Annotated in this window: 16 protein-coding genes; 4 read left to right on the forward strand and 12 right to left on the reverse strand. The window is 71.1% G+C overall.

Annotation, left to right across the window (positions count from 1 at the left end; genetic code table 11):
* From ACFWYW_RS45965 to ACFWYW_RS46000, 8 genes are all read right to left on the reverse strand, one after another.
* The gene (locus ACFWYW_RS45965) at positions 1-1254 is read right to left on the reverse strand and encodes a cysteine desulfurase (protein ID WP_379617701.1); all 1254 of its coding nucleotides are present in this window, start codon (positions 1252-1254) and stop codon (positions 1-3) included.
* Positions 1254-2000: a Fe-S cluster assembly ATPase SufC gene (gene sufC / locus ACFWYW_RS45970; RefSeq protein WP_379617699.1), complete on the reverse strand. Its 747-nt coding sequence runs from the start codon at positions 1998-2000 to the stop codon at positions 1254-1256. The genes ACFWYW_RS45965 and sufC overlap by 1 nt, the downstream gene beginning before the upstream one ends.
* The gene (locus tag ACFWYW_RS45975; protein ID WP_379617697.1) at positions 2001-2318 is read right to left on the reverse strand and encodes a non-heme iron oxygenase ferredoxin subunit; all 318 of its coding nucleotides are present in this window, start codon (positions 2316-2318) and stop codon (positions 2001-2003) included.
* Positions 2315-3436, reverse strand: a complete 1122-nt coding sequence (gene sufD, locus ACFWYW_RS45980) for a Fe-S cluster assembly protein SufD (RefSeq protein WP_379617695.1) — start codon at positions 3434-3436, stop codon at positions 2315-2317. Before sufD ends, ACFWYW_RS45975 begins: the two co-directional genes overlap by 4 nt.
* On the reverse strand, positions 3436-4848 hold the full coding sequence (sufB, locus tag ACFWYW_RS45985; RefSeq protein WP_379617693.1) for a Fe-S cluster assembly protein SufB: 1413 nt from the start codon (positions 4846-4848) through the stop codon (positions 3436-3438). The genes sufD and sufB overlap by 1 nt, the downstream gene beginning before the upstream one ends.
* Positions 4845-5597, reverse strand: coding sequence for a helix-turn-helix transcriptional regulator (locus ACFWYW_RS45990; RefSeq protein ID WP_379617691.1), 753 nt, complete (start codon positions 5595-5597; stop codon positions 4845-4847). Before ACFWYW_RS45990 ends, sufB begins: the two co-directional genes overlap by 4 nt.
* Positions 5598-5679: 82 nt before the next feature.
* Positions 5680-6915 (reverse strand): multidrug effflux MFS transporter, encoded by a 1236-nt coding sequence (locus ACFWYW_RS45995; protein ID WP_379617689.1) that lies wholly within the window; start codon positions 6913-6915, stop codon positions 5680-5682.
* Positions 6916-6998: 83 nt separating this feature from the next.
* The gene (locus ACFWYW_RS46000; RefSeq protein WP_379617687.1) at positions 6999-7775 is read right to left on the reverse strand and encodes a VOC family protein; all 777 of its coding nucleotides are present in this window, start codon (positions 7773-7775) and stop codon (positions 6999-7001) included.
* A gap of 145 nt (positions 7776-7920) precedes the next feature.
* Between ACFWYW_RS46000 and ACFWYW_RS46005 the strand changes: the two genes are divergently transcribed.
* From ACFWYW_RS46005 to ACFWYW_RS46020, 4 genes are all read left to right on the forward strand, one after another.
* On the forward strand, positions 7921-8829 hold the full coding sequence (locus tag ACFWYW_RS46005) for an ABC transporter ATP-binding protein (RefSeq protein ID WP_379617685.1): 909 nt from the start codon (positions 7921-7923) through the stop codon (positions 8827-8829).
* Entirely contained in the window at positions 8826-9593 is a 768-nt protein-coding gene (locus tag ACFWYW_RS46010; RefSeq protein ID WP_379617683.1) for an ABC transporter permease, read from the forward strand. Before ACFWYW_RS46005 ends, ACFWYW_RS46010 begins: the two co-directional genes overlap by 4 nt.
* Positions 9594-9656: 63 nt before the next feature.
* Positions 9657-10577, forward strand: coding sequence for a DMT family transporter (locus ACFWYW_RS46015; protein WP_379617681.1), 921 nt, complete (start codon positions 9657-9659; stop codon positions 10575-10577).
* 76 nt (positions 10578-10653) lie between these two features.
* The gene (locus ACFWYW_RS46020; RefSeq protein ID WP_379617679.1) at positions 10654-11466 is read left to right on the forward strand and encodes a class I SAM-dependent methyltransferase; all 813 of its coding nucleotides are present in this window, start codon (positions 10654-10656) and stop codon (positions 11464-11466) included.
* A gap of 4 nt (positions 11467-11470) precedes the next feature.
* Here the strand turns inward: ACFWYW_RS46020 and ACFWYW_RS46025 are convergent, their stop codons facing one another.
* From ACFWYW_RS46025 to ACFWYW_RS46040, 4 genes are read right to left on the reverse strand one after another with little or no spacing between them, the layout of a single operon-like run.
* A complete protein-coding gene (locus ACFWYW_RS46025; protein ID WP_379617677.1) occupies positions 11471-12145 on the reverse strand; it encodes a GntR family transcriptional regulator in 675 nt (224 codons plus the stop codon).
* 17 nt (positions 12146-12162) lie between these two features.
* Positions 12163-13116: an ornithine cyclodeaminase family protein gene (locus ACFWYW_RS46030; protein WP_379617675.1), complete on the reverse strand. Its 954-nt coding sequence runs from the start codon at positions 13114-13116 to the stop codon at positions 12163-12165.
* Between the two features lie 42 nt (positions 13117-13158).
* The gene (locus ACFWYW_RS46035) at positions 13159-14124 is read right to left on the reverse strand and encodes a proline racemase family protein (RefSeq protein WP_379617673.1); all 966 of its coding nucleotides are present in this window, start codon (positions 14122-14124) and stop codon (positions 13159-13161) included.
* Positions 14121-15122 carry a proline racemase family protein gene (locus tag ACFWYW_RS46040; RefSeq protein ID WP_379617671.1) on the reverse strand — a complete coding sequence of 334 codons (1002 nt, stop codon included), beginning with the start codon at positions 15120-15122 and terminating at the stop codon, positions 14121-14123. The genes ACFWYW_RS46035 and ACFWYW_RS46040 overlap by 4 nt, the downstream gene beginning before the upstream one ends.
* Between the last annotated feature and the right edge of the window lie 169 nt (positions 15123-15291).

Here is a 15291-nt window from a genome sequence, read left to right on the forward strand (position 1 = left end):
CTATGCGAACACCTTCTGGACGTGATGGAGGCCGCGCACCAGGGCGTCGATCTCGCCCGTGGTGTTGTACAGGTAGAACGACGCCCGCGTGGTCGCGGGTATTCCGAAGCGCAGGTGAAGCGGCCGGGCGCAGTGGTGCCCGACGCGTACCGCGATGCCGAACTCGTCGTCGAGGATCTGCCCCACGTCGTGCGGATGAATCCCCTCAAGCGTGAAAGCGACGGTCCCGCCGCGCTCCTCCAGCGTGGAGGGGCCGATGAGCCGCAGCGACGGGACCTCGGCCAGCGCGTCGAGAGCGTGGGCGGTCAGGGCGCGCTCGTGCGCCTCGATGGCCTCCATCCCGGCGGCCGCGAGGTAGTCGACGGCGGCGCCGAGACCGATGGCCTCGACGATCGGCGGCGTACCGGCCTCGAACTTGTGCGGGTAGGGCGCGTAGGTCGAGTGGTCCATCCAGACCGCCTCGATCATCTCGCCGCCGCCCAGGAACGGGGGCATGGCCTCCAGCAGTTCGCCGCGGGCCCAGAGCACGCCGATGCCGGAAGGGCCGAGCATCTTGTGGCCGGTGAAGGCCACGAAGTCGACGCCCAGCGCGGCCACGTCCACCGGGTGGTGCGGGACCGACTGGGAGGCGTCGAGCATGACCAGCGCGCCGGCCTCGCGGGCCCGCTTGAGCACGGGCGCGACGGGGTTGACGGTGCCGAGCACGTTCGACTGGTGCGCGATCGAGACGATCTTCGTGCGCTCGGTGATGACCTCGCCCGACAGGTCCAGCCGGCCCTCTTCGGTGACGCCGAACCACTTCAGGGTGGCGCCGGTGCGCTGGGCCAGCATCTGCCACGGCACGATGTTGGAGTGGTGCTCCATCTCCGAGATGACGATCTCGTCGCCGGGACCCATGGTGAAGCGCGGGTCCTCGTTCGTCCTGTTGCCGAAGCTGTAGGCGACCAGGTTGAGCGCCTCGGAGGCGTTCTTGGTGAAGACCACCTCGTCGCGCGAGGGCGCGCCGAGGAAGGCCGCGACCTTGTCACGGGCGTCCTCATAAGCCTGGGTGGACTCCGCGCCGAGCACGTGCATGGCCCGGCCGACGTTGCTGTAGTGCATCGCCAGGTGCTCGCGCATGGTCTCGACGACCTGCGCCGGCTTCTGCGAGGAGTTGCCCGAGTCGAGATAGACCAGCGACCGGCCGCCGGGCAGCTCGCGGGAGAGGACCGGGAAGTCCTTCCTGATCCTCTCCACGTCGAAGGCCGCCGACATTAGACGGCAGCCTTCGTGTAGGCCTCGTAGCCCTCGGCCTCCAGCTTGTCGGCCAGCTCGGGGCCACCCTCCTCGACGATCTTGCCGTTGGCGAAGACGTGCACGAAGTCGGGCTTCACGTACCGCAGGATGCGGGTGTAGTGCGTGATCAGCAGGACGCCGGTCTCGCCGGTGGCGCGGAAGCGGTTGATGCCCTCCGACACCACGCGCAGGGCGTCGACGTCGAGGCCGGAGTCGGTCTCGTCGAGCACCGCGATCTTCGGCTTGAGCAGTTCGAGCTGGAGGATCTCGTGGCGCTTCTTCTCGCCGCCGGAGAAGCCCTCGTTGAGGTTGCGCTGGGCGAAGGCCGCGTCGATGGCCAGCGCGTCCATGCCGCCCTTGAGGTCCTTGGCGAACTCACGCAGCTTCGGCGCCTCGCCGCGGATCGCGGTGACGGCCGAGCGCAGGAAGTTGGAGACCGAGACGCCGGGGACCTCGACCGGGTACTGCATGGCCAGGAACAGGCCGGCGCGGGCCCGCTCGTCGACCGTCAGCTCCAGCAGGTCGACACCGTCGAGCAGCACCTGGCCGCCGGTGATGGTGTACTTCGGGTGGCCGGCGATGGCGTAGGCCAGCGTCGACTTGCCCGAGCCGTTGGGGCCCATGATGGCGTGGGTCTCGCCCGACTTCACGGTGAGGTTGACGCCGCGCAGGATTTCCTTGTCCTCGACGGCGACCTTCAGCTCGCGGATTTCGAGAGTGCTCATTTATGACTCCTTCGAGAGCGAGACGAGCACGTCATCGCCATCGATCTTCACTGTGTAGACGTTCACGGGCTTGGTGGCCGGCGGACCGGTCGGCTTGCCGCTGCGGATGTCGAAGCACGATCCGTGCAGCCAGCATTCGAGGGTGTCGTCGTAGACCTCGCCCTCGCTGAGCTTGACCTCGGCGTGTGAGCAGATGTCGTGCAGTGCGAAGACCTCCGCGCCCTTGCGCACGAGCGCGACCGGCGTCTCGCCCACCTCGACGGCGATGACCCCCGAGTCGGGAATGTCACCCACCCTGCAGACCTTCTGGTAGCTCACCGCGCGAGCTCCGCTTCCACCGCGTTCATCACGCGCTCGCGGATCGCCTCGACCTCGATCTTCTCGATCAGCTGGCCGAGGAAGCCCCTGATGACCAGGCGGCGGGCCTCGTCGAAGGGGATGCCGCGGGCCTGGAGGTAGAACAGGTGCTCGTCGTCCAGGCGGCCCGAGGTGGAGGCGTGGCCCGCCCCGGCGACCTCGCCGGTGAGGATCTCCAGGTTCGGCACCGAGTCGGCGCGGGCGCCGTCGGTGAGGATGAGGTTGCGGTTGAGCTCGTAGGTGTCGGTGCCCTCGGCCGCCACGCGGATGATCACGTCGCCGATCCAGACGGCGTGCGCCTCCTCGCCCTGCAGGGCGCCGCGGTAGTCCACGTTGCTCTTGCAGTTGGGCTCGGAGTGGTCGACCAGGAGGCGGTGCTCCAGGTGCTGCTTGGCGTCGACGAAGTACACGCCCGACATGTCGGCGTCGCCGCCGGGGCCGGTGTAGGAGACGCTGGGCGACAGGCGTACCAGGTCACCGCCGAGCGTCACCACGAAGCTGCGGAAGGTCGCGTCCTTGGCGAGCTGGGCGTGGTGGTGGGAGACGTGCACGGCGTCGGCGGCCCAGTCCTGCAGGCTGACGACCTTCAGCGTGGCGCCGTCGCCGACCACGAACTCGACGTTGTCGGCGTAGACCGCGCTGCCCTTGTGGTCGAGCACGACCACGGCCTCGGCCATCGGCTCCACCTTGATCACGATGTGACCGTAGGTGGCGCCGTCGCCGGAGCCGGTGAGCGTGATGACCGTCTCCTTGGAGACGACGGCCTCGCGCGGCACGGTGATGACCGTGGCCTTCTCGAAGGAGTTGTAGGCCTGCGCGCTGACCCGGTCGGCGGGCACGTACGCCTTGCCGACCCGGGCGTCGTCGCGGCCGACCGTCTCCACGGTGACCTCGGGGGCCGCGTCGACGTCCACGATCACGTGGCCGGAGGCAGCGGCGGTGCCGTTGTGCAGGCCCTTGAGACGGGACAGCGGCGTGAAGCGCCACTGCTCCTCGCGGCCCGTGGGCACCTCGAAGTCGTCCAGGTTGTAGGAGGACTTCTCGTGCAGGGTCGACAGGGGCTTCTCGTTCAGGCCCATCAGCCGACGGCTCCTTCCATCTGCAGCTCGATCAGGCGGTTCAGTTCGAGGGCGTACTCCATGGGGAGCTCGCGGGCGATCGGCTCGACGAAGCCGCGCACGATCATCGCCATCGCCTCGTCCTCACCGAGCCCGCGGCTCATGAGGTAGAACAGCTGGTCCTCGCTGACCTTGGAGACCGTGGCCTCGTGACCCATCGAGACGTCGTCCTCGCGGACGTCGACGTAGGGGTAGGTGTCGGAGCGGCTGATCTGGTCGACCAGGAGCGCGTCGCACTTGACCGTGCTCGCGCTGCCGTGGGCGCCCTCCTCGATCTGCACCAGACCGCGGTAGGAGGTACGGCCGCCGCCGCGCGCCACCGACTTGGAGATGACGCTGGAGGAGGTGTGGGGCGCCAGGTGGACCATCTTGGATCCGGCGTCCTGGTGCTGGCCCTCGCCCGCGAACGCGACCGACAGGGTCTCGCCCTTGGCGTGCTCGCCCATGAGGTAGACGGCCGGGTACTTCATCGTGACCTTGGAGCCGATGTTGCCGTCGATCCACTCCATGGTGGCGCCCTCGTAGGCGACGGCGCGCTTGGTGACCAGGTTGTAGACGTTGTTCGACCAGTTCTGGATGGTCGTGTAACGGCAGCGGGCACCCTTCTTCACGATGATCTCGACGACCGCGGAGTGCAGCGAGTCGCTGGAGTAGATCGGCGCGGTACAGCCCTCGACGTAGTGAACGTAGGAGTTCTCGTCGACGATGATCAGCGTGCGCTCGAACTGGCCCATGTTCTCGGTGTTGATCCGGAAGTAGGCCTGCAGCGGGATCTCGACGTTGACGTTCGGGGGCACGTAGATGAAGGAGCCGCCGGACCAGGTCGCCGTGTTGAGCGCGGCGAACTTGTTGTCGCCGACCGGGATGACCGAGCCGAAGTACTCCTTGAAGAGCTCCTCGTGCTCCTTCAGGCCCGTGTCGGTGTCGACGAAGATGACGCCCTTTTCCTCAAGGTCCTCACGGATCTTGTGGTAGACGACCTCGGACTCGTACTGGGCGGCGACGCCGGCGATGAGGCGCTGCTTCTCGGCCTCGGGGATGCCGAGCCGGTCATAGGTGTTCTTGATGTCCTCGGGCAGCTCTTCCCAGGAAGCGGCCTGCTTCTCGGTGGAGCGCACGAAGTACTTGATGTTGTCGAAGTCGATGCCGGTGAGGTCGGAGCCCCAGGTGGGCAGCGGCTTCTTGCCGAACAGCCGCAGGCCCTTCAGACGCAGGTCGAGCATCCACTCCGGCTCGTTCTTGAGCGCGGAGATGTTGCGGACGACCTCCTCGGACAGGCCGCGCTTGGCGGCCGCGCCCGCCGCGTCCGAGTCGGCCCAGCCGAACTTGTAATTCCCGAGGCCTTCCAGCTCCGGGCGGTCGGTGACAGTCACCTTCCGGTCTCCTTGCTCTCAGTGTCCAATGGGTCGCGCACCGCTCCTCGCTCATTGCGCTGGGCGAGCGGATGCGTTCCCTGTATCCGAACGGGGCTCACATGCGTGGTGCAGACCCCGTCGCCGTGTGCGATGGTGGCCAGGCGTTGCACCGGGGTGCCGAGCAGCTGCGCGAACGCCTCCGTCTCGGCCTCACACAGCTGCGGGAACTCCGCCGCCGCGTGTGCCACCGGGCAGTGGTGCTGGCAGAGCTGGTCGCCGCCGGACTTGGCCTTGCTGGCCGAGGCGGCGTAACCCTCTGCCGACAGCGCCTGGGCCAGCACGTGCACCCGCTGGTCCTCCGGCACCGTCGCCATGACCGGCTCAAGCCGCTGCAGCAGGCTCTTGACCTGCGAGCGGGCGAACTCGGTCACCGCTTCCTCACCCATGCGCTCGGCCAGGAAACGCAGCGCGCTGCCGGCCAGGTCGTCATAGGCGTGCTCGAAAGCACTGCGCCCCGCGTCGGTGATGGCGAACAGCTTGGCCGGCCGCCCTCTGCCGCGCTGCCCGCGCGGCCGCACGGTGCGAGGCTCTATCATCCCGTCGGTCAGCAGCGCGTCGAGATGGCGTCGGACGGCTGCGGGCGTGAGCCCGAGCCGCTCGCCGAGCGCGGCGGCCGTGATGGGACCGTGCTCCAGGATCAGCCGGGCCACGCGGGCGCGTGTGCTGCGCTCGCTTCCTGGCTCGATCGAGGAGGTCACGTTTTTCACAACATCAGTGTGCCGTAATTCCTTCCCCGTTCACAAACGGTTCCGGAGATGCGGAGAATGCAATTTCTCACGCAGGGTAGCCTTACCTAACTCCACGCCGGAGCAGGGTGAACGCCACTCCGGAGGCCAGGATGAGGCCGAGCATGACGCTCGCCATCGGCACCGCCGTACCGGATCCGGCGAGTCCCACCAGCGGCGCGGCGACCGCGCCGAGGGCGAACTGCAGCACCCCGAGCAGCGCCGAGGCGCTGCCGGCCACCTGCGGGGGCTGGCTGGCGAGGGCGAGCGCGCCGGTGCCCGGCAGCACGAGGCCCTGCCCGCACATGATGACGAACAGCCCCGCCACGATGCCGCCGAGGCCGCCGAGGCCGCCAGGGCCTTGCCCCGCGGTGGCGGCGGCGACGAGCAGCACACCGCCCGCCAGCGTGACGACCAGGCCGACACGGACCAGGAGCGCCGGGCGGACGCGTCCGGCCAGGCGCCCGCCGACCTGCGCCATGACGGTCAGGCCGAGGGCGTTGAGCCCGAAGATGAGCGAGTACTGCTGCGGCGTGGCCTGGTAGACGCCCTGCAGGACGAACGGCGAGCCGGAGATGTAGGCGAACATGGCGGCGAAGGCCAGGCCGGCGGTCAGCGCGCTGGCCATGAAGGCGCGGTCGCGCAGCAGGCGCCAGAACGTCATCGCGGTGTGCCGGAGCCCGCCGCTCTCCCGCTGGTCGGCGGGGAGCGTCTCCTTGACGCCGGGGATGACCGCGAGCAGCAGCGCCAGGCCGAGCAGGCTCAGCGCGACGAAGACGCCGCGCCAGGAGGTGAACGCCAGCAGTTGCGCGCCGGCGATCGGGGCCAGGATCGGCGCGAGGCCGCTGACGAGCATGAGGGTGGCGAAGATGCGGGCGATGGCCGCCCCGTCGTACAGGTCGCGCACCACAGCGCGGACGATCACCAGCGCGGCGCCGCCGAGCACGCCCTGCAGCAGGCGCAGCGCGATCAGCGCCGGCACGTTCGGGGCGAAGGCGCACAGCAGCGAGGCCAGCGCGAACCCGCCGACGCCCACGAGCAGCGGCCCGCGGCGCCCGCGTACGTCGCTCAGCGGCCCGGCCAGCACCTGGCCGACGGAGACGCCGATGAGACAGGCGGTGAGGGTGAGCTGGACCTGCGCCGGGGCCGACATCATCTCGCCGGAGATGGCCGGGAGCGCGGGCAGGTACATGTCGATGGACAGCGGTCCGATGGCGCTCAGCGCGCCCAGGATCACCAGGAGCAGTCCGCGGCGTTCTTTCCTGACCTCGATCGCCGGCGTGGCCTCTGCCACGGACATGCGTGATCCCCTCTCCCTCGCAGGCCGATGGCCCACGAGGGCCGAGGGGTGGAACGGGGATTAGGTCGCCCTAATTCCCTATTTCAGGAATTTTCACGAAGTTGGATGACGTTGAACGCCGCTCCCTGCGGATCGGTGAGCACGCCGAACGGGCCGGGCGGCGCGTCCATCCTGTCCACGAGGACCGTGGCCCCCTTCTCACGGGCCTTGGCGATCGTGGCGTCGAGGTCGGCCACGGCGAAGTAGGTGCCCCAGTAGGACGGGACCTGCGGCGGGTACTCCTCACCCATGGGCATCATGCCCGCGACGCTGTTCTCGCCGTTGTACCACTCGGTGTAGGCGATCTCGCCCATCTGCTGCGCGTGGGGCCGCCAGCCGAAGACCTCGGCGTAGAAGCGGGTGGCCGCCTCGACGTCGCGGCTGACGAGCTCGTTCCAGCAGTACGCGCCCGGTTCGTTGACCAGCGCCGCTCCGTGGTGGTTGCCGGGCTGCCAGACACTGAAGAAGCCGCCGTCGGGGCCCTGGAAGACCGCCATCGTGCCCTCTTCGAACACCGCGAACGGCTCGGCGAAGACCGTGCCGCCCGCGTTCTTGACCCGGTCGGCGACCGCCGCCGCGTCGTCGGTGGAGACGTACATGTTCCAGACCGGCGGCATGCCCGGCGCCTGGATCGGGCCGACGCCGGCCACGACCTTGTCGCCGACGTAGAACTGCCCGTAACCGCCCGCGGCCGGGTCCTCCGCCATCTCGGCCCGCCACCCGAGCAGCTCGCCGTAGAAGCCGACCGCGGCCGCCACATCGGTGGTCGACAGATCCACCCAGCAGGGAACGCCTGGATCATAAGCGCTGCGTACTGACACTTCCCCCTCCTTCTGTGAGATGGACCACAATCACCCAATCACGTCCCGTCTCACCCGTCCGGCGACTTGACGGGTTCGTCCGCAAGCCTTTACGCACTGCCAGGTCGAAGCCCGGACCACCGCGGGCAGTCCCTAGACTCTTGCCATGGATTCCCCAGCCGTCGAGATCATCGAACTGGTCAAGCGCTACGGCGCCACCACGGCGATCGACGGCCTCACGCTCTCGGCGGCGCGCGGCGCGGTCACCGCGATCCTCGGCCCCAACGGCGCGGGCAAGACCTCCACGATCGAGATCTGCGAGGGCTTCAGGCGCGCCGACGCCGGCACCGTCCGCGTGCTCGGCGCCGATCCGCGCACCCACGCGCTGCGCCCCCGGGTGGGCGTCATGCTCCAGGCGGGCGGCGTCCCGCCCGCGATGCGCTGCGGCGAGTGGCTGCGGCTGGTCTCGCGCTTCTACGCCCGCCCCCTCGACCCGCAGGCCCTTCTGGTACGCCTCGGGCTGGCCGAGCACGCCCGCACCCCCTACCGCAGGCTCTCCGGCGGCCAGCAGCAGCGCCTGTCCCTGGCCGCGGCGGTCGTCGGCCGCCCCGAGCTGGTCTTCCTCGACGAGCCGACCGCCGGGCTCGACCCGCAGGCCAGGCACGGCTGCTGGGACCTGGTCGGCGACCTGCGCGCGGCCGGGGTCTCCGTGGTGCTCACCACCCATCACATGGACGAGGCCGAGCGCCTGTCCGACCACGTCGTCATCATCGACCGGGGCCAGGTCGTGGCCGAGGGCAGCCCCGCCCAGCTCACCGGCGCCGAGCGGCAGCTGCGTTTCCGCGCCCGTCCAGGCCTGGCGCTGGAGGAACTGCTCAACGCGCTGCCGGCCGGCAGCGCCGCCAAGGAGTCCCCGGCCGGCCACTACATCCTCGAGGGCCAGGTCGGGCCCGAGCTGCTGGCCACGGTCACCGCCTGGTGCGCCGCCGAGGGCGTCACCGCCGACGACCTGCGCATCGAGCGCCGCACGCTGGAGGACGTCTTCCTCGAACTGACGGGACGCGAACTGCGATGACCACCCTTGACCTCACTCCGGCGCCCGGCGCGGCGCCGCTGCCCAGGATGGTGCTGGCGCAGGCGGGAGCCGAGGTGCGGGCCATCCTGCGCAACGGCGAGCAGCTGCTGCTCACGCTGATCATTCCGGTGCTCCTGCTCGCGGGCTTCTCGCTGGCGCCGCTGATCGACATCGGGGGCGGGAGCAGGGTCGACTTCCTGGCCCCCGGCGTGCTGGCCCTGGCCGTGATGTCCACGGCGTTCACCGGGCAGGCGATCGCGACCGGCTTCGAGCGCCGCTACGGCGTGCTGAAGCGGCTCGGGGCCACGCCGCTGTCGCGGGCCGGGCTCATGCTGGCCAAGACGCTGGCCGTACTCGCGGTGGAGGCCCTGCAGGTGGTGGTCATCGTGGCCGTGGCGCTGGCGCTCGGCTGGCGGCCGCAGGGCTCGTTCCTGGGGGCGGCCCTGCTGGTGCTGCTCGGCACCGCGGCCTTCAGCGGGCTGGGCCTGCTCATGGCGGGGGTGCTGCGCGCGGAGGCGACGCTGGCCGCGGCCAACCTCGTCTATCTCGTGCTCCTGGGGGCGGGCGGGGTGGTGTTCCCCCTGTCGAAGTTCCCCGAGGGGCTGCGCTCGGCGCTTGAGCTGCTGCCGATCTCGGCGCTGACCGGCGGCCTGCGCGCGGTGCTGCGCGACGGAGCCGCGCTGCCGCTCGGCGCGCTGGCCGTCCTGGTGGTCTGGGCGGTGCTCACGCTGGGGCTGGCCTCGCGCACGTTCCGCTGGGAGTGACACCCGGGCTCGGTTTGTGTCGGTCGTCGTGAGTACCCTCTGACGACGACCTGAGGAGTCCCTTTGACCGCCTTTGCACTTGATGACCCATTCGACCGCTCCAAGGCCCGCGTACCGGGACCGGGCGGTCTGTTGCGCACGGCCGCCGACTCGATCCCGCCGTCCGGGCTCGTGCTGCTGGCCATCGTCTCCGTCCAGCTGGGCGCCGGGTTCGCCAAGGACCTGTTCCACCTGCTGCCGCCGAGCGCCATGGTGTTCCTGCGCATCGCGGCGGGGGCGCTGATCATCACCGCCGTCGCGCGGCCGCGGCTGCGGGGCATGACCAGGCGTGACTGGGCCGTCGTGGTCGGCTTCGGCGGCACGCTGGCGCTCATGAACCTGACGTTCTACGAGGCTCTGGCCCGGTTGCCCATGGGGATCGCGGTGGCGATCGAGTTCCTGGGGCCGCTGGGGGTCGCGGTGGCGGCCTCGCGACGGCGGCTCGACCTGTTGTGGGTGCTCCTGGCCGGGGGCGGCGTCGTCCTGCTCGCGCCCTGGGGGCAGTCGACCTCGGTCAGCTGGGCCGGCATCGGCTTCGCGCTGGTGGCCGGGGCCTGCTGGGCGGGGTACATCCTGCTGTCGGCGGCGGCCGGGCAGCGCTTCTCCGGCGCCACCGGGCTGTCGCTGGCCATGGTGGTCTCGGCGGTGGTGGTCGCGCCGGTCGGCGTCACCGCCGGCGGGGCCGACCTGCTGCAGCCCGAGGTGCTGCTGATCGGGCTGGGGGTCGGGCTGCTGTCGTCGGTGATCCCGTACTCGCTGGAGCTGCAGGCATTGCGCCGGATGCCCAAGCACGTGTTCGGAATCCTGATGAGCCTGGAGCCCGCCGTGGCGGCCATGATCGGGCTGGTGGTGCTGGGCGAGATCCTGCACCTCCGCGAGTGGGCGGCGGTCATCTGCGTGGTCGCGGCCAGCCTGGGCGCCACCCGGGCGCGCAAGAAGCTCTGATCCCGGACTGGTTTCCGCCGCCGCCACCAGGCACTATTACCCTGAGTCATTCTTCGGATGCGAAGGGTCGTGGGCGATGGGGTCCGAGCCGGTCAAGCTCACCAGCGACTGGATGGCCGTGCTGCGTGCCCGCGAACACGCCCAGCCCGATGCGTACCTGGACGATCCGTGCGCGGCCGTCTTCGTCACCCCGGCCTCCGAGGCGGGCGTCGACACCGTGCGCGCCGACGCGCTGCCGTCCGCGGTGGTGCCGCTGCGCGCGCGGCTGGGCGACCTCACGCTGCTCTCCTCCGGGGTACGGCAGGCCGTCTGCCTCGGATCCGGCACCGACGCCCGCGCCTACCGGCTGCCCGTCGAGCCCTCGCTCGTCTACTACGAGGTGGACCTGCCCGGCCAGCTGGACGGCAAGGCGGAACTGCTGGCCGCGGCCGGGTTCGGCGCGCGCTGCGACGTGCGGGTGGTCGAGGCCGACCTCCGGCTCGACTGGGCCCCGGCGCTGGTCGCGGCCGGGTTCTCCGTCTCCGAGCCCGCCTGCTGGATCGCCGACGGCCTCTTCTACTACCTGACCCCGGCCCAGACCCACGCGGTGCTGGACTCGGTCAGCGCGCTGGCGGCGCCGGGGTCGTGGCTGACGTTCGACGTGCCGCACGAGCGGTTCCTGCGGGATCCGGTGATGCAGCCGTTCCTGCGGGAGATGGCGCTGCGGGGCGTGCCGTTCGTGGGGGCTCTGCGCGATCCGGCGGGGCTGCTGGCGCGGCACGGGTGGAGCGCTTCGGCCGCCCTGCACCGCGAGATCGCGGCGGGGGCGTGCAGGTGGCTGCCTCCGCTGCCGCGGCGGCTGCGCACCCCGGCGATGGACCTGTGGCTGGTCAGGGCGCGCACCCCCTGACCGCCTATTCGGGGCGGTCGGCCCAGATGCCGCGTACGTGCTGGATGTGGGCGCTCATGATGCTTTCGGCCGCGGCGGAGTCGCCCGCGGCCAGGGCGCTGAGCAGGGCCAGGTGCTCGCGTCCCGAGTCGGGGAGCTTGCCGCGCTCGAAGAGCTGCTGCAGGCCGTACAGGCGGGCCCGGTTGCGCAGGTCGCGGACGACCTCCACCAGGTGCGCGTTGCCCGACAGCTTGAGCAGCTCCACGTGGAAGCGCAGGTCGGCGTCCACATAGGCCAGCAGGTCGCCGCGTTCGGCCGCGGAGACGATCTCCTCCGCGATCGGCCGCAGGCTCTCGAACTCCGCGGCCCGCGAGGCGTCCGCGAGCCGGGTCACCGTCGGCACCTCGATCAGCTGGCGGATCTCGGTGAGCTCGTCGAGGTCGCGGTCGGACAGCTCCGTGACCCGGAAGCCCTTGTTGCGGACCGCTTCGACCAGGCCCTCCTTGGCCAGGTCGAGCATGGCCTCGCGGACGGGGGTCGCCGACACCCCGAACTGGGCGGCCAGCACCGGCGCGGAGTACACCACGCCCGGCCGCATCTCGCCGGTGATCAGCGCCGCCCGGAGCGCGTGCGCGACCTGCTCGCGCAGGCTCTGCCGCTCCCCCACCATCGGCAGGTCGAGCCGGTCCTCCGCAGCCATCGCGCGCATCCCTTTCCCTACGTCCACGCCTCGTATGCGGCCGCGGCCACCACGAGGTCCTGCCAGGCCATCCCTGTGCTCTTGAACAGTCTGGGCCCCGGGCCTGCGGTGATGCGGCCGTTGATCAGCTCGGCGAGGTTTCCGGCGAGGTGACCAGTCGTGATCGTACCGTGGCGGATCGGGACGATCACATCTCCGGCCTCGACCAGCGCGCTCGCCCGGGATTCGACGACCACGCACGAGCGGGCGACGAGGTCGTCGTCGACCTCGCGGGCGCCGGGTTCGTGGGAGCCGACGGCGAGGATGGTGGCGCCGTCGCGGGCGAGCTTACCGGCGAAGAGCGGCTCGCGGGCGGTGGTGCAGCAGGCGATGAGGCCGGCTCCGGCCACGGCGGCGTCGACGGCCGCGCGGGTGCCGGGATCGTCGCCGCAGAGGGCCTGCGCGGTCAGCCCGAGTAACCGGCATCGGGCGGCCATGGCCTCGGTCCGCTCTCTGTGCCGGGCGACGACGGTGACGTGCTCCAGCGGGCGTACGGCGCGCAGGGCCAGGACGTGACCCCAGGCCTGCGGGCCGGAGCCGAAGACCACCAGCGTGCGGGCGTCGGCGGCGGCCAGGTGGGTGGCGGCCAGCGCGGAGACGGCCGGGGTGCGCAGGCTGGTCAGCGCGATGCCGTCCATGACCGCGAGCGGGCTCAGGGTGCCGCCGTCGAACAGCAGGTAGGCGCCCTGGATGCGGGGCAGGTCGCGCTCGGGCCCGTCGGGCGCGATCGTGACCGCCTTGACTCCGGCGTAGGCGCGGGTGGCGGCGGGCATCAGCAGCATCTGGCCGCCGGGCAGGTCCACGACCGGCCGCTGCGGGGTGTCCTCGGGGTCCAGGCCGTCGCGCAGCGCCTCCTCCAGCAGTTGTACGGCCCGCGTCACCGGAACCAGGCGGCCGAGGGCCTCCGCGTCGATATAGGGCAGCGCGTTCATGGGCCAAGCATCCAGGTCACGGCGGGGGGAAGGGAAGGGGGGTCAACGGAGGACGAAGCCGGTGCCGAGGGGGTCGGCGGGGTCGAGGTCGAAGGTGTGGCGGCCGGTGCGGTAGGCCATGCCGTCGATCTCCGGCACGATCCCCTCGGCCGTCCGCCCGGCCACCCGGGCGGTGAAGCGGGTGCCGATCACGCTGTCGTGGGTCAGCGTGACGGCGTCGCCGTGCTCGGCGGCCAGCAGGGCCATGCGGGCGGCGGTGCCGGAGCCGCAGGGCGAGCGGTCGACCTCGCCGTCGGCGAAGACGGTGACGTTGCGCTGGTGCAGGGCGGTCCCGTCGGCGGACAGCTCGTCGTGGAAGATGACGCCGTAGATCCCGGACAGCCGCTCGTCGATGGGGTGGCGGGCGGCGGGGTGGTCCCGCAGGGCGGCCTTGACGCGGCGGCCGTGGGCGATGAGGGCGGGCAGGTGCTCCCGCTCCACGGACAGTCCCACGGCCGAGGCGGGCAGGCTGGCGTAGATGGCGCCGCCGTAGGAGATGTCGAGGCCGACGCCGGCGACCTCGACCCCGCGGGCGATCACCCACGAGGGCACGCTGCGGAAGGTGACGCCGGTGACCCGGCCCCCCGCGCTGGCCACCCGGGCCGTCACCCGCCCCGACGGGACGTCGACGACCACGTCGGTGACACCCTCCGGGCCGGCGGCGACCAGCCCCTCCTGCACGGCGTGTACGGCCAGCGCGATCGTGCCATGACCACACGCGGTGGAATAGCCGTCCTTGTGCCAGAACAGCACACCCAGGTGAGCCCCGGCATCGTCCGGCGGTACCAGGAAACATCCGTACATGTCGGCATGGCCCCGCGGCTCATGGCACAGCAGCCGCCGCACATGATCGACCCCCTCGGTGGCCGAGCGCCGTTCGAGCACCGTGGCGCCGGGAATGTCCGGCACACCGCCGGTCACGATCCTGAACGGCTCGCCACCGGTGTGGTAGTCGACCGTCGTGATCACAGCTCGAACCCCTCGGGGAAGGGGTCGCGGGGATCGAGGAAGTACTGGGCGGTCCCGGTGATCCAGGCCCGTCCGGTGATGGACGGCACGACCGCGGGCCGCCCGCCCACCGTGGTCTCCTCCAGCAGCCGCCCGATGAAGCGGGTGCCGATGAACGACTCGTTGACGAAGTCGGCGCCGATCGCCAGCTCGCCCCTGGCGTGCAGCTGGGCCATCCGGGCGCTGGTGCCGGTGCCGCAGGGCGAGCGGTCGAACCAGCCGGGGAAGATCGCCATCGCGTGCCGGGAGTGCTGGGCGGTGGAGCCGGGGGCGGCGAAGTAGACGTGGTGGCAGCCGCGGATGCGCGTGTCCTCCGGGTGGACCGGCTCGTCGGTGGCGTTGATCGCGTCCATGGTGGCCAGCCCGGCGGCGATGATCTCGTTCTTGGCCGCCCGGTCGAACGGCAGCTTGTAGGAGTCGAGGCCGACGATGGCGTAGAAGTTGCCGCCATAGGCCAGGTCATAGCGGATCCGCCCGAACCCGGGCACTTCGGCCTCGGCGTCCAGCCGGTCGCTGAAGGCGGCGACGTTGCGGAGCGTGACCGACTCGGCGACGCCGTCCCTGACCGCGACGTCGACGGTGACCAGCCCGGCGGGTACCTCCAGCCGGATCGTGGTCACCGGCCCGCTCACCTCCACCATGCCGGTCTCCACCAGCACGGTCGCCACCCCGATCGTGCCGTGCCCGCACATCGGCAGCAGCCCGGACACCTCGATGAACAGCACGCCCCAGTCGGCGTCCGGCCGGGTGGGCGGCTGCAGGATCGCCCCGCTCATCGCGGAGTGGCCGCGGGGCTCGCGCATGAGCAGGTTGCGCAGGTGGTCGAGGTGGTCACGGAAGTACACCCGGCGCTCGGCCATGGTGGCGCCGGGGATCACCCCGACGCCGCCGGTGATCACCCGCGTGGGCATGCCCTCGGTGTGCGAGTCGACCGCGTGGAAGACCCGGTTGGTTCTCATGTCGCTCCTCTGGGGGGTGCCTGGGCCACTTGGCCGGTGCCGCGGACCTCGTCACGGCGGGAGGGGGCACGGCCGCCGGCCGTCCCCCTGGAGTGCCGCCCGCCCCGTGACCGGGGTGGGGGTCACACGGCTTGCCGTAAAGGAAAGCCTTGCTCTGAGAGCAACGCTA

It is taken from the genome of Nonomuraea sp. NPDC059023 (genome assembly GCF_042740095.1).
Lineage (GTDB): Bacteria > Actinomycetota > Actinomycetes > Streptosporangiales > Streptosporangiaceae > Nonomuraea.

Bases quoted from the DNA above. Each gene is read 5' to 3' on its own strand.
- ACFWYW_RS46010 (WP_379617683.1), top strand. From the start codon at position 8,826: ATGACCACCCTTGACCTCACTCCGGCGCCCGGCGCGGCGCCGCTGCCC.
- ACFWYW_RS46030 (WP_379617675.1), bottom strand. From the start codon at position 13,116: ATGAACGCGCTGCCCTATATCGACGCGGAGGCCCTCGGCCGCCTGGTT.
- sufD (WP_379617695.1), bottom strand. From the start codon at position 3,436: ATGGGCCTGAACGAGAAGCCCCTGTCGACCCTGCACGAGAAGTCCTCC.
- sufC (WP_379617699.1), bottom strand. From the start codon at position 2,000: ATGAGCACTCTCGAAATCCGCGAGCTGAAGGTCGCCGTCGAGGACAAG.
- ACFWYW_RS45965 (WP_379617701.1), bottom strand. From the start codon at position 1,254: ATGTCGGCGGCCTTCGACGTGGAGAGGATCAGGAAGGACTTCCCGGTC.
- ACFWYW_RS45995 (WP_379617689.1), bottom strand. From the start codon at position 6,915: ATGTCCGTGGCAGAGGCCACGCCGGCGATCGAGGTCAGGAAAGAACGC.
- ACFWYW_RS46025 (WP_379617677.1), bottom strand. From the start codon at position 12,145: ATGGCTGCGGAGGACCGGCTCGACCTGCCGATGGTGGGGGAGCGGCAG.
- ACFWYW_RS46020 (WP_379617679.1), top strand. From the start codon at position 10,654: ATGGGGTCCGAGCCGGTCAAGCTCACCAGCGACTGGATGGCCGTGCTG.
- ACFWYW_RS46005 (WP_379617685.1), top strand. From the start codon at position 7,921: ATGGATTCCCCAGCCGTCGAGATCATCGAACTGGTCAAGCGCTACGGC.
- ACFWYW_RS46040 (WP_379617671.1), bottom strand. From the start codon at position 15,122: ATGAGAACCAACCGGGTCTTCCACGCGGTCGACTCGCACACCGAGGGC.